This window comes from Pseudomonas prosekii (genome assembly GCF_900105155.1).
GTDB lineage: Bacteria > Pseudomonadota > Gammaproteobacteria > Pseudomonadales > Pseudomonadaceae > Aquipseudomonas > Aquipseudomonas prosekii.
In genome coordinates this window covers 5,133,636-5,154,014 of the sequence record NZ_LT629762.1, presented here as the reverse complement: position 1 = coordinate 5,154,014, position 20,379 = coordinate 5,133,636, and the positions used below count along the sequence as shown (strand labels likewise).

Annotated in this window: 12 protein-coding genes and 2 pseudogenes; 4 read left to right on the top strand and 10 right to left on the bottom strand. The window is 63.2% G+C overall.

Annotated elements, in window-relative coordinates; genetic code table 11:
* Window positions 1-14: 14 nt before the first annotated feature.
* Together BLU01_RS23125 and BLU01_RS27635 are read right to left on the bottom strand one after the other, a co-directional pair.
* Window positions 15-10,541 carry an autotransporter-associated beta strand repeat-containing protein gene (locus tag BLU01_RS23125; protein ID WP_092279844.1) on the bottom strand — a complete coding sequence of 3,509 codons (10,527 nt, stop codon included), beginning with the start codon at window positions 10,539-10,541 and terminating at the stop codon, window positions 15-17.
* 12 nt (window positions 10,542-10,553) lie between these two features.
* Window positions 10,554-10,832 carry a hypothetical protein gene (locus tag BLU01_RS27635; RefSeq protein ID WP_157720181.1) on the bottom strand — a complete coding sequence of 93 codons (279 nt, stop codon included), beginning with the start codon at window positions 10,830-10,832 and terminating at the stop codon, window positions 10,554-10,556.
* A 215-nt stretch (window positions 10,833-11,047) separates the two neighbouring features.
* Here BLU01_RS27635 and BLU01_RS23120 point away from each other — a divergent pair, with 215 nt between their 5' ends.
* Window positions 11,048-12,004 carry a nucleoside-specific channel-forming protein Tsx gene (locus tag BLU01_RS23120; protein WP_092279842.1) on the top strand — a complete coding sequence of 319 codons (957 nt, stop codon included), beginning with the start codon at window positions 11,048-11,050 and terminating at the stop codon, window positions 12,002-12,004.
* A gap of 9 nt (window positions 12,005-12,013) precedes the next feature.
* A complete protein-coding gene (locus tag BLU01_RS23115; RefSeq protein WP_092279840.1) occupies window positions 12,014-13,048 on the top strand; it encodes a purine-nucleoside phosphorylase in 1,035 nt (344 codons plus the stop codon).
* Window positions 13,049-13,332: 284 nt separating this feature from the next.
* Here BLU01_RS23115 and BLU01_RS23110 read toward each other — a convergent pair whose 3' ends face one another.
* The 3 genes from BLU01_RS23110 to BLU01_RS23100 all read right to left on the bottom strand — a co-directional run bounded on the left by BLU01_RS23110 (window position 13,333) and on the right by BLU01_RS23100 (window position 15,491).
* Window positions 13,333-14,289: a quinone oxidoreductase family protein gene (locus BLU01_RS23110; RefSeq protein WP_092279838.1), complete on the bottom strand. Its 957-nt coding sequence runs from the start codon at window positions 14,287-14,289 to the stop codon at window positions 13,333-13,335.
* 31 nt (window positions 14,290-14,320) lie between these two features.
* Window positions 14,321-14,494, bottom strand: coding sequence for a DUF1427 family protein (locus BLU01_RS23105; protein WP_092279836.1), 174 nt, complete (start codon window positions 14,492-14,494; stop codon window positions 14,321-14,323).
* Window positions 14,495-14,702: 208 nt separating this feature from the next.
* Window positions 14,703-15,491 (bottom strand): AraC family transcriptional regulator, encoded by a 789-nt coding sequence (locus BLU01_RS23100; protein ID WP_092279834.1) that lies wholly within the window; start codon window positions 15,489-15,491, stop codon window positions 14,703-14,705.
* Between the two features lie 145 nt (window positions 15,492-15,636).
* Between BLU01_RS23100 and BLU01_RS23095 the strand changes: the two genes are divergently transcribed.
* Window positions 15,637-15,864, top strand: a complete 228-nt coding sequence (locus BLU01_RS23095) for a DUF6555 family protein (protein WP_092279832.1) — start codon at window positions 15,637-15,639, stop codon at window positions 15,862-15,864.
* A gap of 98 nt (window positions 15,865-15,962) precedes the next feature.
* On the opposite strand, the gene BLU01_RS23090 is transcribed toward BLU01_RS23095, so the two are convergent.
* From BLU01_RS23090 to BLU01_RS23080, 3 genes are all read right to left on the bottom strand, one after another.
* On the bottom strand, window positions 15,963-16,127 hold the full coding sequence (locus BLU01_RS23090) for a metallothionein (RefSeq protein WP_092279830.1): 165 nt from the start codon (window positions 16,125-16,127) through the stop codon (window positions 15,963-15,965).
* Window positions 16,128-16,270: 143 nt separating this feature from the next.
* A complete protein-coding gene (locus BLU01_RS23085) occupies window positions 16,271-16,726 on the bottom strand; it encodes a DMT family transporter (RefSeq protein ID WP_197675567.1) in 456 nt (151 codons plus the stop codon).
* A 2-nt stretch (window positions 16,727-16,728) separates the two neighbouring features.
* Window positions 16,729-17,232, bottom strand: a complete 504-nt coding sequence (locus BLU01_RS23080; RefSeq protein WP_092279826.1) for a DMT family transporter — start codon at window positions 17,230-17,232, stop codon at window positions 16,729-16,731.
* A gap of 230 nt (window positions 17,233-17,462) precedes the next feature.
* Between BLU01_RS23080 and BLU01_RS23075 the strand changes: the two genes are divergently transcribed.
* Window positions 17,463-18,398 carry a LysR family transcriptional regulator gene (locus BLU01_RS23075; protein WP_092279824.1) on the top strand — a complete coding sequence of 312 codons (936 nt, stop codon included), beginning with the start codon at window positions 17,463-17,465 and terminating at the stop codon, window positions 18,396-18,398.
* Between the two features lie 215 nt (window positions 18,399-18,613).
* Here BLU01_RS23075 and BLU01_RS28430 read toward each other — a convergent pair.
* Together BLU01_RS28430 and BLU01_RS28425 are read right to left on the bottom strand one after the other, a co-directional pair.
* Window positions 18,614-19,180 (bottom strand): annotated as a pseudogene (locus BLU01_RS28430) (methyl-accepting chemotaxis protein); the annotation flags it as partial.
* Window positions 19,181-19,519: 339 nt separating this feature from the next.
* A pseudogene (locus BLU01_RS28425) lies at window positions 19,520-20,290 on the bottom strand (cache domain-containing protein); the annotation flags it as partial.
* Window positions 20,291-20,379: the final 89 nt, after the last annotated feature.

Here is a 20,379-nt window from a genome sequence, read left to right as displayed (position 1 = left end):
CACTTCTCCCGCGATCAGAAGCCGAGGCTGAAGCTGATGGTCATCGCGTGGTCCTCGTTTTTACCCGAGACCTGCCCCGAGTAGCCCAGACCGAGTTTGCCGGCCGGGCTGATCTGGAAGTCCACGCCCGCCTCCAGCAGCGCGCTGTCCTTGGCGATCGGTACGCCTTGGGTGGTGAACGAAGCGCCGCCGTCGATGAAGCTCAGGTCGGCATCCGGTTTGGTGTCGCCGAACGCGTGGCGCCAGCCGATGGCCGCGCGCGGGGTGAATTGCCCGCCGTTGGCCAGAGTGATGACTTTGCCGGCGCGCAAGCCCAGGGTCGAGAAGGTGATGTCCTGATTGGAATCCGCTTTCAGGCGCCCGACGCCGCCCTTCTCACGCACCGTGTCGCTGTCGTAATTGACGTAGGACAGGCCGGCAAACGGTTCCAGAGCAATGCCGGCCGCTTCGACGGTGTAACCGACTTCGCCGAACACCTGGGCGCTGCGCGCGTCGTAATCACCTTTCAACCGATCGTTGTAGGCGCCGACGTTGACGTCGCGTTTGGTCTCGATGTCGTGCCAGCTGTAAGCCGCGCCCAAACGCACCGCCAAGGCATCGAACTGCGAGTTGAGGTACGCCGCCAAGTGGTAGCTTTCGACCGTGGCGTCGGAGCGACGGTCGTGCGCGTCGAGGTCGCTGCGGGTGTAACCGGCGGCCATCCCGGCACGCCACTGAGCGTCGATCTGCTTGTCGGTGCCGAGCATGAAACCGCTGAGGTTGCGATCAAGACTGGCGGCGCCATTGCCCCCGTCCATCTCGCCCCAGGCGCCAAGTGCGCGCATCCAGCCGACCATTTCGCCGTGGCAGCCGCCACTGGTCAGGCGATTTTCGCTGGGCGCCAACGCGCGGCGCGGATCATCCGGCCCACTGCAGGACGGCTGGCGCATGCGGTCGTTGACCGCGTCGCGGATGTAGCGCGAATCTTCGAGAATCGCGCTGGCGGTGCTCGCGTGAATCTCCCCGGACAGACTGTCGAATGCCGCACGGGCACCGGCCGTGCTCAGGTTGACGATCTCGTTTTGCAACGCTGCGCCCGCCACACCGTTACTGCTCAGCGCCGAAGCGGCTGCGCGTTGGTTGCTGGTAGCAGCGACCGCGGCGAACGAGTTTTGATTGCGGCTGACGCTCAGTGCCACCTCGTTGGCGTTGTACACCAGCGAAGTGTCGAGGAACGCCTGCTCCGGCAGATCGGTGGCGCTGAACGTGCCGTTGACGCCGCCGCCCGCCGTGATCAGCGCATAGGACGCATCGCCGGTATAGGGCAGCAGATTGTTCACCACCAGACCGCCGCCGAGGGTTGCCGCGCCACCGACCGCCAAAGGCGTGACGGTTGGCGAAGTGACGGTCAGCGCCAGCACGCCGGTTGGCGCGTTGGTCAGGTTGCCGGCGACGCGCAGCACCCTGGCATTGGCACCGGAGACCACCAGCCCGTTGTTGTTGATCGAACCGACGCTGCCATTGCCGCTCAACGCCGCGCCATTGGCGACATTGACCTGGCCACCGAGGGTGCTTGGCGTGCTGCTGTCGCCGACTTGCAACGTGCCTTGCTCGACATCGACTGTGCCGCTGAACGGCTGATCACCGGTCAGCAACAACAAACCTGCGCCCTGCTTGACCACGTTGCCGGTGCCGCTGAGCACGCCGTTGAACCGGCCGCTGCTGAGCTGGGCGAACAGCATCCGCGCATTGATCAGGAAGCGACCCTGCAGGCTGGCAGTATTACCGACCAGCGTGCCGCCGCTGACAATGGTGCCGCCGCTATAGGTGTTGGCGCCGCTGAGCACCAACGTGCCGGAATCGAGTTTCTCGATACCGCCAGTGCCCACCAGCGGCGCGGCGATTTCCGTGGTCACGCCACTGTTGACGCGCACGGCCGCCAGACTGCCATCGAGCGCATTGATCGGGCTCAAACTGCCGTCCGCGCCTGCGACCAGGCGATAACCGTTGTCGAGCACTTGCAACCCGGTAAAGCCCTGATTGCCGACCACGGTGACAGTGCCGCCCTGCCCGCCAAAGACTGCGAACTGATTGTTCGAACCCTCGCTGACGGTGCCGTTGGCGTTGGTCCAGTTGGTGTCCGAACCCCAGGTGCCGCTGCCGCCGCCAATCGTGCCGTCAGCATTGGTTTTGTCGCCGTTCCAGAACTGCACCTGGCCCGGCGCACTTTCCACCAGCAGATTGACCTGATTGGCCAACGCCGTTTGCAAGGTCAGGCTCGCCGGCAATACCGCGCCGGGCAAGCTGCCGTAGATCAAACCATTGTTGGTCAGGGCACCGCCGTAGCGGAACAGTTGATAGACGCCCGTGCCAAAGCCGCCGGCATCAGTGATGTTCAGCGTGCCGTCGAGGGTCAGGTTACCGGCGACATTCACCACATTGGTCGAAGCCGTCGCCGCGCCGAGGGTGAAGTCGAGCACCGTGCCCGAGGCCAACGCCAGCGTGCCGAATGACAGCGGCGCAACGTTGCCGCCACCGACCAATGTTGCGTCGCTGGCCAGTTGCACGGCGCCGCCGAGTTGCCCGCTGCCACCGAGAGTGGCGCCGCTGGCGACGGTGACCTTGGCGCTGTTCAGCGTGCCGTCGACCATCAGCGAACCGGCCTGCACGTTGGTGTCGCCGGTAAAGCTGTTGGTGCCGGTCAGCAACAATTCGCCGGTCCCGGTTTTGTTCAGCGTGCCGGCGCCAGTGAGGTTGCCGGTGTAGGTGCCGTCGCTGGTTTGCTCGAAGGTCAGCGCGGCGTTGTTGACGATCGCGCCTTGCAGGCTGGCGGTGGTGCCACTGGTGCTGCCGCCGTTCAGCGTGGTGCCGCCGCTGTAGGTGTTGGACCCGCTGAGCAACAAGGCGCCGCTGCCGTTTTTCACCAGGCTGCCGGTGCCGGCGATGTCGCCACTGAGCGCGGTGTCCTGCGTGCCCGCCAGGCTCAGCTGGCCGTCGAGGTTGATGTCGTTGGCCAGTTGCAGCGCGGCCGTGCTGTCGAGTTGCGCGGTGCCAGCAACGTCCAGTGCGCCAGTGCCGATTGCGCTGTTGTTGCCGAGCACCAGCGTGCCGGCATTCAATTGAGTGCCGCCGGCGTAGGTGTTGCTGCCGTTCAACGTCAGCCGCGCCAAGCCGTTTTTGCTCAATCTGCCGCTGCCGCTGACCACGGCGTTGAGGGTCAAGGCGTTGGAACCGCCAACATTCAATCCACCGTTCAACAGCACTGCGTTGGCCAGGTTGACGGCAGTGTTGCTGTCCAGCGTGGTGCCGTCCGCGGCGGTCAATGCTCCGCTGCCGAGCGCCGCGTTATTGCCCACCACCAGCGTGCCGCCGTTCAGCGCGGTGCCGCCGGTGTAGCCGTTGGCGCCGTTGAGCACCAAAGTGCCGGCGTCGTATTTGCCCAAAGTGCCGGCGCCATTGATCGCTACGTCGACGGTCGCGGTAGCGTTCGGATCGACGCGGAACGTCGAGTTGCCGAGGCTGCCGTTGACCAGCGTCAGTTCGCCGGCCGTGCCATTCAACAAGCGGTAGCCGTTGCTGGCGAACTGCATGCCGGTGATCGCTTGCGCTCCGTTGAGGGTGACATCACCCGCCGTGCCCTGGAACACCGCAAAGCTGTTGGCCCACGCCTGATTGGCGGTGCCGTTGACGTTGGTCCAGTTGCTGGTGCCGCTGCCCCACGTGCCGCTGCCGCCATCGACCGCGCCGTTGCCGAGCAGTTGCGCGCCGTCCCAGAATTGCACGGTGACGTTCGGTGCGGTTACCAGCAAGTTCACCTGATTGGCCAGCGCAGTCTGCACTTGCAGATCACCCGGCAGCACACTGCCCGGCACGTTGCCGACCTGCAGACCGTTGTCGGTCAAGCCGCCGACGTAGTCGATCAGCCGATACACGCCACTGCCAAAACCGCCGATGTCGCTGACGTTCAAGGCACCGTCGAGGGTCAAGTTGCCGCCGACATTCAGCAGCGCGTTACCGCCACCGACCACGGGCACACCGAGGCCGACATCGAGGTTGGAATTGCCGCTCAACGCCAACGCACCCACCGACAGCGTGCTGCCGGTCGCCAGTGCAAGGTGACCGCCGTCGGAAACATTCACCGCGCCTGCGAGCGCACCGCTGCCAGTCAGGGTCGCGCCGCTATTGACGGCGACGTTGGTACTCGCCAGCGAACCGCTGACGTTCAAGGTGCCGGCGTCGATGCTGGTGTCGCCGGTCAGGCTGTTGGCGCCGGTCAGGTTGAGCGTGCCGCTGCCGAGTTTCGCCAGCAAACCGCTGCCATCGAGTACACCGTCGAACGTGGCGTTGGCGTTGTTGCCGCCAATGCTCAGCGTATTGCCCGCGCCGATTTGCGCGGTGCCGCTGCCGCTCAGGCTGGCAATGCTGCCGGACGCGCCGAGGTTGAGGTTAGTGCCCGCGCCCAGATTGACCGCGGCGTTGTTACCCAGTGCCGTGGTGCTGAGGGTGGTCAGGCTGCCGTTTGCCACATCGAAGGTGCCGGTGAAGGTGTTGTTGCCGCTGAGGGTCAGGTCGGCTGCGCCGTTTTTGATCAACGTGCCTGCGCCCGCGACGACCCCGGCCAGCGTCAGGTTGTTGCTGCCGGTGATGTCCAGCGCAGCATTGACGTTAAGGTTGTTGGCCAGCACCAGCGCCGCGCTGTTGTCGAGCGTCGAAGCGCCGGCGACGGTCAGTGCGCCCGTGCCCAGCGCCGCTGCGTTGCCTAGAGTCAGGGTGCCGGCGTTCAGCGTGGTGCCGCCCGACAGGCTGTTGACGCCGTTGAGGGTCAGGTTCGCCGCGCCATTTTTGCTCAAGCCTCCAGCGCCGCTGATTACCCCGCCGAGGGTCAGATCATTGCTGCCGGCGACCGCGAGATTGGCGTTCAGCAGCACATTATTGCCCAGGCTCAACGCCGTGCTGTTATCCAGCGTCGAAGCGCCCGCGACGGTCAGATTGCCCAGTCCCAGCGCCGCCGCATTGCCGGCGGTCAAGGTCCCGGCGTTGAGGTTGACGCCACCGAGGAAGCCATTGCTGCCATTCAAAGTCAGGTTGGCCGCGCCGTTCTTGGTCAGGCTGCCAGCGCCGTTGAGGTTGCCGGTGAGGGTCAGATCAGCGCTGCCGCCGATGCCAAGGTTGCCGGCGAGGTTCACCGCGTTGTTGACGGAGATTGGCGCAGCGGCGTCCAGCGTGGTGCCGTTGGCGGCGTTCAATACGCCGTTGCCGAGCGCCGTGTTCGAGGCCAGCACCAGTGCGCCGGCGTTCAGTGCGACCGGGCCGAGGAAGCTGTTATTGCCGCCGAGGGTCAGGTTGGCCGCGCCGGTTTTGATCAAACCGCCAACACCACTGATTGCGCCGTTGAGGGTCAACGCGTTGCTGCCCGCGACGCTGAGATTGCCGGCCAGATCGACGGCGTTGCCGAGGGTCACTGCCGCGTTGCTGTCCAGAGTCACGCCCGACGCGGCGGTCAAAGTGCCGCTGCCCAGCGCGCTGTTGCTGCCCACCACCAGTGTGCCGCCATTGAGCAACGTGCCGCCGGCGTAGCCGTTGGCGCCGTTGAGCACCAGCGTGCCAGTGTCGAGTTTGGCCAGGGTGCCGGCGCCATTGATGTTGACGCCGAGGGTGGCGGTCACGCCCGGATCAACGCGGATCGCCGTGTTGCCGCCGCTGCCATTGACGGCGGTGAGTTGCCCCGCCGCACCGCCGATCACGTTGTAGCCATCGGTGACGAACTGCATGCCGTTGAAGGTCTGCGTACCGTCGACCGTCACCGTGCCCGCCGCGCCTTGGAAAATCGCGAAGTCGCTGGCCCAGGTCTGATTGACCAAACCGTTGACCGAGGTCCAGTTGGTGCCGCCGGCCGTCCACGTGCCAGTGCCGCCATCGACGCTGCCGTTGGCAATCGACTGGCTGCCATCCCAGAAACGGATCGCCACGTTCGGTGCCGAGACCAGCAAGTTGATCTGATTGCCGACGCTGGTTTGCACCGCCAGATCGGCGAGGCTGTAACCGACGGGAATCGCGCCGACGTCCAGACCGAGGTCGACGAGGCTGCCGGTGTAGTTGATCAGGCGATACACGCCGACGCCAAAACCGCCAGCGTCGGTGACGTTGAGCGAACCGTCGAGGGTCAGGTTGCCGCCGATGTTCAGCAGCGAACTGGTGGAAGGCGTGCCGAGCGCTACGTCCATGTTCGAGCCGGCGCCCAGCACCAGCGAAGACGCGGACAACTGGTTGCCGCTGCTCAGCGCCAGATGGCCGCCGCTGTTCACGTTCAACGTGCCCAGCAACGAGCCGGTGCCGGTCAACGTGCCGCCACTGCCGACGTTGACGTTGCTGCTGCCCAGCGACCCGCTGAGGTCGAGGGTGCCGCCGCTGACCAATGTGTCGCCCGTAATGCCGTTGATCCCGGTCAGGTTGAGGATGCCGCTGCCGACTTTGGTCAGCCCGCCAGTGCCGGACAAACCACCGTCGAACGTGCTGGTGGTGTTGATGCCGCCGACCGACAACGTGCTGCCCGCGCCGATGGCGACATCACCGCTGCCGCTGAGGCCGGCGAGGCTGACATCCGCGCCCAGATTGAGGCTGGCACCGGCGCTGACATTGGCCCCGGAGGTGTTGCCCAAAGCGCCGGTGCTGATGGCGGTGACGCTGCCGGACAGAATGTTCAGCGCGCCGGTGAAGCTGTTGTTGCCGCTGAGGGTCAGGTCGGCCAAGCCGTTTTTGTTCAGCGCGGCGGCGCCATCGATAACGCCGCTGAGGTTGAGGTCGTTATTGCCCGCCACGTTCAGGTCAGCATTCAGGGTCAGCGCGTTGGCCAAGGTGAACGCCGCGCTGTTATCCAGCGTGGAGGTGCCGCCGACGATCAATCCTCCTGTGCCAAGCGCGGCGCCACTGCCCAACGTCAGGCTGCCGGCGTTGAGCGTGGTGCCGCCCTGGAACGTGTTGATGCCATTAAGAGTCAGGTTGGCGGCGTCATTCTTGATCAATTGGCCGCTGCCGCTGACCACGCCGGCCAAGGTCAGCGCTTGTGTGCCGCCGACGCTCAGGCCGGCATTCAACACGACGTTGTTGCCGAGGCTGACCGGCGCAATGCTGTTGAGGGTCGCTGCGCCGCCAACAGTGAGGTTGCCCAGCCCCAGTGCCGAGTTGCTGCCGACGGTCACGGTGCCGGCGTTCAGCGTGGTGCCGCCGAGGAAGTTGTTGGAACCGTTGAGGATCAGATTCGCCGCGCCGTTTTTCACCAGGCTGCCGGCGCCGTTGACGGTGCCCGCCAGGGTCAGGTCGGCGCTGCCGCCGACATTCAACGCACCGGCGAGGTTGAGCGCATTGGTCAGGCTGACCGCCGTGTTGCTGTCCAGTGTGGTATTGCCCGCCGCGTTCAACGCGCCCGAGCCCAAGGCACCGCTGGCGCCGACGATCAGTTTGCCGCTGTTCAGCGCCGTGTTGCCGAGGTAGTTATTGGCGTGGTTGAGCGTCAAGTCAGCCGCGCCACTTTTGATCAGCCCGCCAATCCCGGCGACGGTGCCGTTGAGGGTCAGCGCGTTGCTGCCGGCGACGGTCAGGTTGCCGGCGAGGTTCACGCCGTTGGCCAACGTCGCTGCGGTGCTGGCATCGAGCGTGGTGCCGGCGGAGACGTTCAACGAGCCGCTGCCCAGCGCCGTGTTGGAACCGACAATCAGCGACCCGGCATTCAGCGCGGTAGTGCCGGTGTAGGTATTGGCGCCGGTCAGCGTCAGGCTCGAAGCGCCGGTCTTGATCAGGCCATTGCCGCCGCCAATCACCCCGCCGAGGGTCAGCGCGTTGGCGCCGCCAGTGGTCAGGTTGGCATTGAGGTTGATTGCGTTGTTCAGGGTCAGCGCCGAACTGCCGGTCAAGGTGCTCGCGCCGTCGACGTTCAGCGCGCCGGTGCTCAATGCAGCGGCGTTGCCGACGGTGATACTGCCGGCATTCAGCGTGGTGCCGCCCTGGAAAGTGTTGACGCCATTCAGCGCCAGATTCGCCGCGCCGTTCTTGATCAAGTTACCGCTGCCGCTGAGCACGCCGCCAAGGCTCAAGGCATTGCTGCCGCCGACGCTCAGTGCGGCGTTGGCGATGATGTTGTTGGTGATGGCCACGCCAGTATTGGCGTCGAGTGTCGAAGAGGCGGCCACGGTCAGTGCGCCGCTGCCCAAGGCATTGGCGTTGCCGACGGTAAGGCTGCCGGCGTTGAGCGTGGTGCCGCCGAGGAAAGTGTTGGCGCCGTTAAGTGTGAGGTTGGCCGCGCCGTTTTTGCTCAGCCCGCCGCTGCCGCCGACCACCCCGCCGAGGGTCAGATTAGAGGTGCCGCCGACGGTCAGGTTGCCGGCGGTGTTGACCGCGTTAGTCAGCGCAACGGCGGTGCTGGCATCCAGCGTGGTGCCGGCGGCGGCGTTCAACGTGCCGCTGCCCAACGCGCTGTTGGAGCCGAGAATCAGCGAGCCGGCGTTGAGCGCGGTGTCGCCGACATAGCTATTGTTGCCGCCCAGCGCCAATGCGGCGCTGCCATTTTTGATCAGCCCGCCAGCGCCGCTGACCACGCCCGTCAGGTTCAACGCCTGGGTGCCGCCGACGGTCAGGTCGGCGCCGAGGTTGACTGCGTTGGCCAGCGTGACCGCGATGCTGGCATCGATCGACGTCCCCGCCGCCGTGTTCAACGCGCCGCTGCCCAACGCGGTGTTGGACGCCAGAATCAGCGCGCCGGCATTCAGTGCGGTCGGGCCTTGATAGGTGTTGTTGCCGGTCAGCGTCAGGGTCGACGCGCCGTTTTTGATCAGGCCGCTGGTGCCGGAAATCAGCCCATTGAGGGTCAGCGCGTTGCTCCCGGCGAGGGTCAGATTACCGTTCAGCGCGATGGCATTGTTCAGCGCTACACCGGTGGTGGTGTCGAGGTTGGCCGCCGCGTTAACGTTCAACGCACCGCTGCCGAGCGCGTTGTTGTTGGCGAGGCTGAGAGTGCCGGCGTTAAGGTCGGTGCTACCGGTATAACTGGCGTTGTTGCCGGTCAGCGCCAGGGTGCCGCTGCCGTTTTTCGAAATGCCGCCAGCGCCGCTGATCGCACCCGCGAGGGTCAGGCTGCCGACGCCGGAAGTGCCGAGCGCGCTGTTGAGCACCAAGGCATTGTTCAGCGTGACAGCGCCGGGCGCTTGCAGTACGGTCGAACCGCCGACGGTTACCGTGCCAGTGCTGAACGCCTGATCATTACCCAGTTGCACCGAGCCGCCGTTGAGGGTGGTGCTGCCCAAATAGGTGTTGGCGCCATTGAGGATCAGTTGGCCGCTGCCAGTCTTGGTCAGGCCGCCGCTGCCGCTGATCACGTTGCCGAGCGTGATGGCGTTGCTGCCCATCAGTTGCAAACCGCTGGCGCCGAGGTTGATCAGGTTGCTCAGGGTCAAGCCGCCAGTGCTCGCCTGCAACCCGCCGCCATTGGCCGTCAGTACGCCGCTGCCGAACGCCGCGCTGTTGTTGAATTGGGCGATACCGCCATTGAGCGTGGTGCTGCCGGTGACCACCGGACCTTGCAGCGTCCAGGTGCCGCTGTTGACCGTCAGGTTGTTGAAGTTGACGTAGTTGTCGCTGGACACCGTGCCGGCCCCAGTGGTGCCGCCGCCGAGGCCAATCGGGTTCTGCAGGGTCAACGTGTTGACCCCGCCAGCGCCGCCGTCAATCTGCCCGGTCGGTGCGAAGGTCAGGTTGACGCCGAGCAGCCCGCCCAATGCCAGGCCGATGCCGCCGCCAGCGGAAATGGTTGAACCGGTAATCGCGGTGAAGGTGTTGGTGCTGCCCGCCCCCATCGACACGCCGCCACTGATGGTGCCGGAGTTGATGAAGGTATTGCCGCTGGCCGAGGTTTCGAACGCCATGCGCCCAGTGACTGTGCCGGCGTTGATCACGTTGACTTGAGAACCACCAGTGACCGCGACGATCGGGGTGTCGGCGGGAAACAGCGTCAGGCCCGCCAGGGAGACCGAGCCGAGGCTGCCGTTGTTGACGATGTTGGTGCTGCCGCCAACGCCGTTACTGAGGTTCAGCGCCATGCCGTTGAGACTGGCCAGGTTGACGCCCAGCAAGGCGCCGGTACCGCGAATGATCCCGGTGGCGGCGTTGCTGATGTTGACCACCGAAGCGCCGGTATTGCCGATGACCGCGCCCGTGCTTAACACGCTGAGTGCGCCGAGTAACGAAGGGTCAATGGTCCCGGCGTTATTCAACGTGATGTTGTTGCCCGTGAGGGTCAACGCCTGCCCGCCCAGGGTGGCGTTGAGTTGCGCGCCGGCATTGACGTTGACGGTGAGGTCATTCACCGCGCTGGAGAAGGTGTTGAGAAACAGCGGCAACGACGGCACGCCGCTACAGGTCACCGTCGCACCCGCCGTCGGGCTGGCGGGCGTACACGCGGCCATCGCTTGCGGGCTGACAACCCCGACAAACACGCCAACAATGCTCAGGCGTACGGCAAGAAAAAGTGGGGAAACGCGCGAAATCGGGGCGATGACGGATCTCAAGTCCACGGGCAATTCCTTTTACGTGGTTAACCATTCTTCCTTGAAGGGCGTGTGACAGCGGCGTTGTTTTCCGTGAGTGACGACACGCAAATCAAGACTGCGACGGCGTTGTAAACCGTTCAAATCTTCAACCACGGTAGTAGACGCCCGGCGAAGGGACAGCGTCTGGCGCGGGTTAATTAGCATTAATACTTTGGTGATGAAGCGGCGTTTATCCCCTGTGGCAGCGAGCTTGCTCGCGATGGCGATCGTCCAATTCAGCGCTGTAATTCCCTGACCCACCGCCATCGCGAGCACGCTCGCCCCCACAGAGAAACAGCGTGTTTTAAGTCGAGTTTTCTGGCTTGACCGAAGCGACAACAAAACCCCCGATTCCCGAGATTTTTCATGCAATTGAAATAATTGGTATGAGTTGTGCAAACGTTTGCGGGTCGCCGATCACGGCGTTTTCGCTACATAACCGCGCAAGCCCGAGAACACGGGTCTTCGATTCGCACGAAAAGGGACTTTTAATGCACCACACGTCCAGCCGCGTGACTTGCTCGCGCACTGTCGCTGTTTCCTTGCTACTGGCCAGCGTTACAGGACTACTCAGCAGCACCGTTTTGGCGCAGCCCGCCCTCCCCGATGAATCCGCCCAGGGCGAAGCGCTGAGTGTCGAAGCCAGCCCGCCGAAAAAAGGCGCGTACCTGTCGGACTGGTTCAACCAGGACCTGACGGTGATCGGCAGCAAGGACATCAGTTTCGGCCCGCAACCCACCGACGATGTCTACCTGGAGTACGAATACTTCGGGCGCAAGGGGCCGTTCGAGTTGTACGGCTACATCGACATTCCGAAGATTTTCGACATCGGCAACAGCAATGACAAAGGCGCGTGGGACCACGGTTCGCCGCTGTTCATGGAACACGAACCGCGCATCTCCATCGACTACCTCGCCGGCCGCAGCCTGGCCATCGGGCCGTTCAAGGAATGGTACGTGGCGTTCGACTGGATCTACGACCACGGCAGCAACACGCGCAACCGCAGCAACACGCTGTACAGCGGTTTGGGCACGGACATCGACACGCACTCGCGGGTCAATCTGTCGGCGAACCTTTACGGTCGTTATCAGTGGGAAAGTTACGGGGCGAGCAACGAGTATTCCTGGGACGGCTACCGAGCCCAGCTGAAATACATCGTGCCGATCAGCAGCTTCAGCAACGGCGCATCGCTGACTTACATCGGCTTCACCAATTTCGATTTCGGCTCGGACTTGCATAAGGACAATCCGGCGCGAACCGCCAACGCCACCGTCGCCACCAACGTCTTGCTGTACTCGTTCACGCACCTGCGATTCACCCTGGTCGGCCGTTACTTCCACAACGGCGGTAACTGGGAGGATGGCAGCGAACTGAATTTCGGCGACGGCGATTTCCGCGCGCGCTCGGATGGCTGGGGTTATTACGCCGGTATCGGTTATCAATTCTAAGGAGGTTTTATGAAAGCAATGACGCGTCTTTCTCTGTCCGTTGGCTTGGCTTGCGGCGCTTTTCTCAGTTCAACCGCGTGGGCCGCTGAAGCACCGATTCAGCCGAAAGTGATGCTGATCGCGATGTTCGCCCCCGAAGCGCAGAACTGGATTGATCGCCTGCAGCTCACGCAAGAGGTACGCGTGCCGGGACTGTCCGCCGAGTACCCGAACATTCGCTGCAATACGCAGCAGGTGTGTTTGATGGTGACCGGCATGGGCCAGACCAACGCCGCTGCATCGACCTTGGCGCTGGCGCTGTCGCCGAAATTCGATCTGCGCAAAAGCTATTTCCTGATCGCCGGGATTGCCGGGATCAGCCCGAAGCACGGGACCATCGGCACCGCCGCATGGGCGCATTACCTGGTGGAATTCGGCACGCAATGGGAGATCGATTCGCGTGACGCGCCGAAAGACTGGCCGACCGGTTACATCGGCATCAACACCCAAGGCCCGAACCAGAAGCCGCCGCTGGACTACAAGACTGAAGTGTTCGAGCTCAACCCGAAGCTGCAGGCCAAGGCATTTGCGCTGTCGCACAAGGTTGAATTGAGCGAGAGCAAAGAGTCGGCGGCATGGCGTTTGAAATACCCGGCAGCCCCGGCCAATCAGCCGCCGGTGGTGACTAAATGCGACACGTTGGCGGGCAATACCTGGTTCTCCGGCACACGTTTGAGTGAACGCGCCGAGGTGTGGACCCAGTTGCTGACGGACAACAAAGGGGAATACTGCACGACGCAGCAGGAAGACAACTCGACGTACGAAGCGCTGCTGCGCGCCAGTCGTGAAGGGCTGGTGGACGTGCAGCGGCTGGCCGTGGTGCGCGCCGGTTCCGACTTCGACCGCCCGGCGCCGGGGCAAAGCGAAGTGGACAATCTGCTGAAATACGCCGACCAGGGCGGCTTCGTACCGGCGCTGGAAAACCTCTACCGGGCGGGGAATCCGCTGGTGCAGGACATTTTGAAAAACTGGTCGGCGTGGGAGAAAGGTGTGCCTGAGGCCTGAGGCCTGAGTCCGACTTCAGGACGCCATCGCGAGCAAGCTCGCTCCCACAGGGTGATCGATGTTGAACACAAAATCTGTGTCCACCGAAGAACCCCTGTGGGAGCGAGCTTGCTCGCGATTGGGGCCAGCGCATCCAACATCCCCGCGCCTGACACTCCGCTTTCGCGGGCAAGCCTCGCTCCTACAATTGATCTGTGTTGAACACAAAATCTGTGTCCACCGAAGACCCCCTGTGGGAGCGAGCTTGCTCGCGATTGGGCCAGATCAGTCAACCCACCTTTCAGTCAGGGCAGCAATATCACTTTGTCACCCCCGCCCGCGTTCACTTCGGCATACCGCGCCACGCCCTCGGCCAATGGTGATTCCACCAGCCCTTGCGGCAATGGCAGCAAACCCTGATCAAAGAACTTGCCGAACTGGTCCAGCATCGCCGCGCATTCCGCTAGCCCATACAACAGCGAATTGATCCCGACCACCGAACCGCCCTTGCGATACAACGCCAGCGCTGGCAATTGCACGTGACCGTCTACCGGCGCCGCAATGATCGCGATGCGCCCGAACACTGCCAGCGCCGCGACTGAGGCTGGCAACCAGAAACCGGTGGTGTCGAAAATCACCTCGGCTCCGCCGGCAAAAACCGCATTGACCTGCGCGCCAAGGTCTTCAGATTTGTCCAGTTGCAACGTCTGGTAACCCTGAGCCTGCAACGCCTCGACCTGCTCGACCCGCCGCGCCGCCGCCAACACCTGCGCGCCCCGCACCTTGGCCAATGCCAGCGCCGCAGTGCCGACCGCCCCGCCGCCGATCACCAACAAACGCGTGCCCGCCGTCACCAGACTGCGTTCCAGCGCATCCCACGCCGTGGTGTAGGGCACGCCGAGGCTGGCGGCCTGGGCGAAACTCAGGTGCGTCGGTTTCAGCGCCACGCCGTTGGCCGGCAACTTGACGAATTGCGCATGCGAACCGTCAGCGAAAAACCCCAGCTCCCGCCCGGTGCCCCAGACGTCCTGACCGATCAACGCCTGCGGCCCTTCCACCACCACCCCGGCGAAATCCCGACCAGGAATGCGCGGCAGCGTGGTGTAAGGGAAACGCCCGAGCACGTTTTTTACATCGCTGGGGTTGAGACCGGCAGCCTTGATTTGCACCAGCACTTCATCGGCGCCAGGCACCGGGGTGGGCACCTCGACGTAGCGCAAGGCCGAGAGGTCGCCGGTGTTGTCGAATTGCAGAGCTTTCATCGCGAGCTTCCATTGATTGAGCGAAGGATGTTCAGGAGATCCAACCGGCGACCCACTGCCGGCCCAAGGGCCACAACTGCTCGCCGGCCAACATACCCAGCAATCCCACCAGCGCAATCGCCGGAGGCGCCGGCGAGCGGAAATTCAGCGCGCCATACAGCAGGCCAACGCCGAGGCCGATGGCCAGCGAGATGAGGTAGTTCATGACAGACTCCGTGGCATTGATTGGGGGAATGCGCAAAGTCTAAAGAAGGGTCGCGAAAGCAATCGGCCAAGGGCTTCTGGCTATCGGCCAAAATCCTGCCACGCCACAACCCATGTAGGAGTGAGCCTGCTCGCGATTGCGGTCGATCAATCAACATCTCTGTCGAAATTAAAACCGCTATCGCGAGCAGGCTCACTCCTGCAGGGGGTCAGCGATTGGTCATGAACTGCGACGGCGCCACGCCCAGTTCGCGGCGGAACATGTCGCTGAAGCTGCTCGGCGAATAGCCCAGTTCGCGGGCAATCGTGCTGACCGCCACGCCCTGAATCAACTCCGCCACCGCCGTCGCCAATTGCACCTGGCGCCGCCATTCGGCGAAGCCCATGCCCAGGCCCTCCTTGAACAACCGCGCCAGCGTGCGCACGCTGGCCCCGGTATTTTCCGCATGTTGTTCAAACGAGATATCCAGCGACGGCGCCGCCATGACCGCCTGACACAGATTGAGCAAGCGCCTGTCAGAATCGTCCGGCAAGGGAATCTTCAGCATCGAACGCTTGGCACGCTGCAGCTCCAGCAACGCCAGACTCACCAGCGCTTCGTAATATTGCGGCGCGTCTGCTGCTGGCTGCGCAGATTGATCGCCCTGCTCCACCAACCCGACAATCAATTCACGCAGCAACCCGCCGACTTCGATCACCTGCACCCGATCATCCAGCGTCGCCGCCAGCGCCGGGCGCAGGTAGATATTGCGCATCTGCAGGTCCGACACCACGCGAATCCCATGCGGTACGCCGGGCGGCAGCCACACCGCGCGTTGCGGCGGCACCACCAGCGCTTCGTGCGGGGTTTCGACCCACATCACGCCGCTCATGGCGTATAACAACTGACCCCACACATGCGCGTGCGGCTCGATGAACAAGCCGCGCGGATAGGTGCGCGCCAGCGGTTGCACCGGCACATCGGTGTCACTCAAATCGGGCGGTGCGGCGAGGGCCATGGGCAACGTTCATTGGGGTTGGCGGGAATCGCCATGGTAACGGCGCGCCCGGCGTGTCGCCAGCGATGTCACCGTCTGACAATCAGACTGAATTTTCAGCGCCGCCAACGATCCCTCTATTACTACAGGGAGGAATACGGGCTTTATGAACAACGCAAAACTCTTCGTCATTGAATACACCCTTCATGGCGTTCCCAAGTCTTTCATTATTCGTCTGGACAAGATGGATAACGCCGAGGCGTGGCATTGGGCAAGCTGCGACGCCGGGGTTGGGCGAATCCCCAGGTTCGGCCGCGAAAAAGTGCAAAAGACCAGTAAGCCGCTGGCGGAGAAATTCGGCGTCGAGAACGTCTCTTGGCGACCGGCGAAGTAAAAGACACTCAGGGAGACAAGGACGTCAGATACAAAAAGTGGAGCCCGGACGGCTCCACTTTTTGCATCTGGCGTTTGCCTGAAGGCTGTATCTGACGATCACTTTTGCGAGCACTTGCAGCCTTTGCTCGAACACGCTTCACCGTGTTCATGATGCTTGGCGCAGGCTTCGCAGCAGTAATGCTTGCCGTGCCGCGCGATGGGATGCTCGCCTAACTTGCACGAGCATTTGGGGCAGTCGCAGGTACTTTCACTGTCGGTCATGGGGCGGACTCCATTGTGATGGTCGTCCGGTGCAACGAATGTGCACCGTATCCCCAGTGTAGAAGCTCATGCAGCAACTGCCGAGGCAGCGAGGCTGCGTTCGGCTGCGCAGCAGTCGCCAATCACTAGCTCAAGTCAGGCGCTCAGGCCTGGGCTCGGGTGCTGCTGCGATACATGAACACCAGCGCCAGCGCCAGGCAGACCATCGCGACGATGCGGCTGCCGGACAATTCGATTGCCGGGTTGCCGAGCCAGCCGAAATTGTCGATCAACATGCCCATGCCCAACTGGCCGAGGATCACCGCCACGGTCGCCACAGCTGTGCCGACTCGCGGCACGGCGCCGACCATGACGATCATGTAGATCACGCCGAACAACGCGCCGCTGAGTTGCCATTTCGGCACGTCCAGCAGGCTCACGGCGTGCGCCGGTTCGAAAAACAGGATCAACAAACTGGTGACCACGGCGCCGACCGCGAAGGTCAGCAAACTGCTGCGCAACACACCGACACTCTCGCCGAGACGGCCGTTGATCGCTGCCTGGATGCTCAGCACCGCACCGGCAGCCACGACCACTGCCAACAAAATAATCAGATTCATCATTAACCCCGAGCGATCAGAACAAGTGCCGCGACAATCAGCAGCAACGCCAGCCAGCGTTCACCGTTGACCTTTTTGCGCGTGGCGCCGAACCAGCCGAAATGGTCGATCAGCACGCTTTTGCCGACCTGTCCGGAGAGGATCGCGATCATGGTCATGGCGACGCCGATGTGCGGCGTGGCCAAGGTCAGCACTACCACGTAGATCGGCCCGAGAATTCCGCCGATCAACTGCCAGCGCGGCAACTCGCTGAGCGCCGGGCCTTGCTGTTTGCCGCTGAACAGCAACAGCAAAAACAGAATCGCCGAGCCAACGCCGAAGATGCTCAAGGTCGCCCACAAATGCCCGACCTGAACCCCGAGCGGCCCGAGCAAACCGGCCTCCACGGAAAGGCCCATGCCGGCCAGAATCACCAGCGGCAACAGCAACAGCCGCAGCCCCGGTTTGGTCGCGGGTGCCGCTGGGGCCGCTGGGGCCGCCGCAGTATCGATTGAAGAAGATTGCATAAGAAATCCTGCCAGTCAGTGAAAGCGCAGATCCTCAAAAGCCGGCTTGCTGATGAGCAGTGGCAAACAAGCTCGCTGGCCACAACAGCCGATTTGCCGCAACAGCTCACTCGCCACAAGAGCAATTCTGCGGATCTGCAAAGTGGCGCGCATTATCGGCTGGCGATCCTTTGCGATAAATGGGAGCATCCGGACAACACTTTTGCGCAACTCGCACAGCAGGATCCTCCATGCACGGGCTCAACGAACTCGGATTCAAGGCACTTCGGCTATTTGTCGCCGTGCTCGACCACGGCAGTTTCTCCGAAGTCGCCCGCCGCGAAGGCTTGGCGCCCTCCTCGATCTCGCGGCAAATCCAGCTCATGGAACAGGCCCTCAGCCAACAATTGCTCTACCGCCACACCCGCGCCGTCACGCCGACGGAGGCCGGACGCATGCTCGGGCATCACGCGCGGCTGGTGCTGGCGCAACTCGAAGAAGCCGAACAGGCCCTGCAAGAACAGCAAAGCGAACCCAGCGGACTGGTGCGCATCAACGCGCCGGTGGTGTTTGGCCAGCGGCATCTGACGCCGTGGCTCGGGCAACTGTGCGAGCGCTACCCGAAGCTGCAACTGGATATCCAGCAAACCGACAGCTACGTCGACCCGCTGCAGGAAGGCGCCGACCTGCTGTTCCGCATCGGCACGCTGCACGACTCAAGCATGCAGGCGCGCATCCTCGCGCCGCATCGCTTCCAGGTCGCCGCCAGCCCGGCGTACCTGCAACGCCACGGCATCCCGCAACACCCCGCCGACCTCGCCCAGCATCAATGCCTGGCTTACAAAGGCGTGACCGGCCAGCAGCGCTGGTTCTTCCGCCGCGAGCAACAGGACTGGACGCCGTACTCGGTCAAAGGCCCGCTCACCGGCAATCACGCCGACACCCTCACCCAAGCCGCCGAACAAGGCCTGGGGCTGGTGATGTTTCCGTCATGGCTGATCGGCGAAGCGGTGCGCGCCGGCACATTGGTGCCGGTGCTCGGGGAATATCAAGTGTCCAACAGCCTCGAACCGCAGCAGATCGCCGTCCTGTGGCCAGGCAGTCGGCGGTTGTCGGTGAAGGTCAGGACCGTGATTGATTATTTTGTCGACTGTTTTGGTGCAGTGCCGTACTGGGACAGACCGTAACAGCAATGCAAATCGCGTTTGTGGGAGCATGGCTTGCCTGCGATGGCGATTTCGAGGACGCCATCGCGAGCAAGCTTTGCTCCCACGGTCGATGGTCGTGACCTTCGTGGCGGATTTGAGACTGCCCGCCGCCCTGTAGGAGCCTGGCTTGCCCGCGATGGCGATTTCGAGGACGCCATCGCGAGCAAGCTTTGCTCCTACAGGTTTTGTTGATATCAGATGCGGAACTGGCCGACCAATTTACCGAGGCGTTGGCCCAAATCCGCCAGGCTGCGCGAGGTCTGCGCGCCGAGTTGGGTTTCGTCCGCCACGCTGTCTACCGCCACGGCAATTTGATGCACGCTGCGGTTGATCTCTTCGGCCACCGCGGTTTGTTCTTCGGCGGCGCTGGCGATCTGGGCGTTCATTGAGTTGATGGTGCCGATCAGTTGCGCCATCGCGTCCAGCGACGCGCCCGCTTCGTTGGCCTGCGCCGAGGTGCCGTCGCCGGCCTCGCTGGAACGGCGCATCGCTTCCACCGCCGATTGGGTGCCGGCCTGCAAGCGGTCGATCATCCCCTGAATTTCCTGAGTGCTGATTTGCGTGCGGCTAGCCAGTGCTCGTACTTCGTCCGCGACCACTGCAAAACCGCGTCCAGCCTCACCGGCGCGCGCGGCTTCGATAGCCGCGTTGAGCGCCAGCAGGTTGGTTTGCTCGGCAATCGAGCGGATCACCCCAAGCACGCTGACGATCGATGACACGTCTTTTTGCAGGCTGTCGAGCGACACGCCGCTGCTGCGGATGTCATCGACCAAGGCATGGATTTTGACGATGCTGCCGGCCACCACGCGCTTGGCGGCCTGGCCTTCGGCGTCGGTTTGCTGGGCGGCGACCGCAGCGTTTTGTGCACTTTTCGCCACTTCCTGCGCGGCGGCGGACATCTGGTTGATCGCCGTGGCGACCTGATCGGTTTCGTGGCGCTGACGTTCCATCGCTTGATCCGAGCGCTGCGCCTGATCGGAAACCTGATTCACCAGCCCGGTCAGTTGCGAGGTCATTTCAGTGATCTGGCGCACCAGTCCGTGAATCTTGTCGACGAAGCGGTTGAACGAGCCGGCCAGTTGCCCGAGTTCGTCATCGCTGGTGATGGTCAGGCGCCGGGTCAGGTCGCCCTCGCCGGCCGCGATGTCGTCGAGGTTGGCTTTCATCAGGTTCAGCGGACGCAAAATGGTGTTGGCCAGGAGCATGCCGACCGCGGCAATCACCAGCAACACCACCACAGCGATGCCGATGATGCTCAGCACCACGCCTTCCATGCGCTCGGCAATCTTGGTTTCGACCAGCGCGACTTGCGCTTCGATGCCGTCAAGGTTGACCGAGGTGCCGACCGCCATGTCCCACTTCGCCAGGTAGTCGGTGTAGCCGAGTTTGGGCACCAGCACTTGCGTATTGCCCGGCAGTGGCGAGCTGTATTGCAGATAGTGGGTGCCGTCCTTGGCGACTTTCACCAGGTCGCGGTTGACGTAGACGCCGTTCGGGTCGCGGTTGTCCTTGAAGCTCTGGCCGACGCCTTCGGGGCTGTTGGCCTTGAACAGGCGCACGGTGTTGGAGTCGTAGCCGAAGAAGTAGCCGTCCTTGCCGTAGGTGATGCTCGAGAGCAATTTGATCGCTTGCGCGCGCGCCGCGTCATCGCCGGGGGCGGCCGCGTCGTAGAGCGGTTTGATCGTGGTCATGGCCACGGCGACGTAGCTTTGCAGCGTGGCTTTGGCGTCATTGAGCAGGTTTTGCCGGGTGTCCTCGACCTCTTTGCGCGCCTGATCCTGAAGGATGAACAGCGTGGTCAGGCTGATGATCAAGGCAAAAAGCAGCACCGGGAGAACGGCAAGGGACAGGACTTTAGCCTTCAGGCTCATGCGCATGACGGTTCACTCTTTTTGATTTTATAGGCGAGGTTAAAGGCGTTAACGGCCGGCCGGATCAAAAGTTGAATCGTCATCCACCG

Coding starts and splice junctions, on each gene's coding strand:
- BLU01_RS23120 (WP_092279842.1), top strand. CDS start 11,048: ATGCACCACACGTCCAGCCGCGTGACTTGCTCGCGCACTGTCGCTGTT.
- BLU01_RS23115 (WP_092279840.1), top strand. CDS start 12,014: ATGAAAGCAATGACGCGTCTTTCTCTGTCCGTTGGCTTGGCTTGCGGC.
- BLU01_RS23110 (WP_092279838.1), bottom strand. CDS start 14,289: ATGAAAGCTCTGCAATTCGACAACACCGGCGACCTCTCGGCCTTGCGC.
- BLU01_RS23105 (WP_092279836.1), bottom strand. CDS start 14,494: ATGAACTACCTCATCTCGCTGGCCATCGGCCTCGGCGTTGGCCTGCTG.
- BLU01_RS23100 (WP_092279834.1), bottom strand. CDS start 15,491: ATGGCCCTCGCCGCACCGCCCGATTTGAGTGACACCGATGTGCCGGTG.
- BLU01_RS23095 (WP_092279832.1), top strand. CDS start 15,637: ATGAACAACGCAAAACTCTTCGTCATTGAATACACCCTTCATGGCGTT.
- BLU01_RS23090 (WP_092279830.1), bottom strand. CDS start 16,127: ATGACCGACAGTGAAAGTACCTGCGACTGCCCCAAATGCTCGTGCAAG.
- BLU01_RS23085 (WP_197675567.1), bottom strand. CDS start 16,726: ATGAATCTGATTATTTTGTTGGCAGTGGTCGTGGCTGCCGGTGCGGTG.
- BLU01_RS23080 (WP_092279826.1), bottom strand. CDS start 17,232: ATGCAATCTTCTTCAATCGATACTGCGGCGGCCCCAGCGGCCCCAGCG.
- BLU01_RS23075 (WP_092279824.1), top strand. CDS start 17,463: ATGCACGGGCTCAACGAACTCGGATTCAAGGCACTTCGGCTATTTGTC.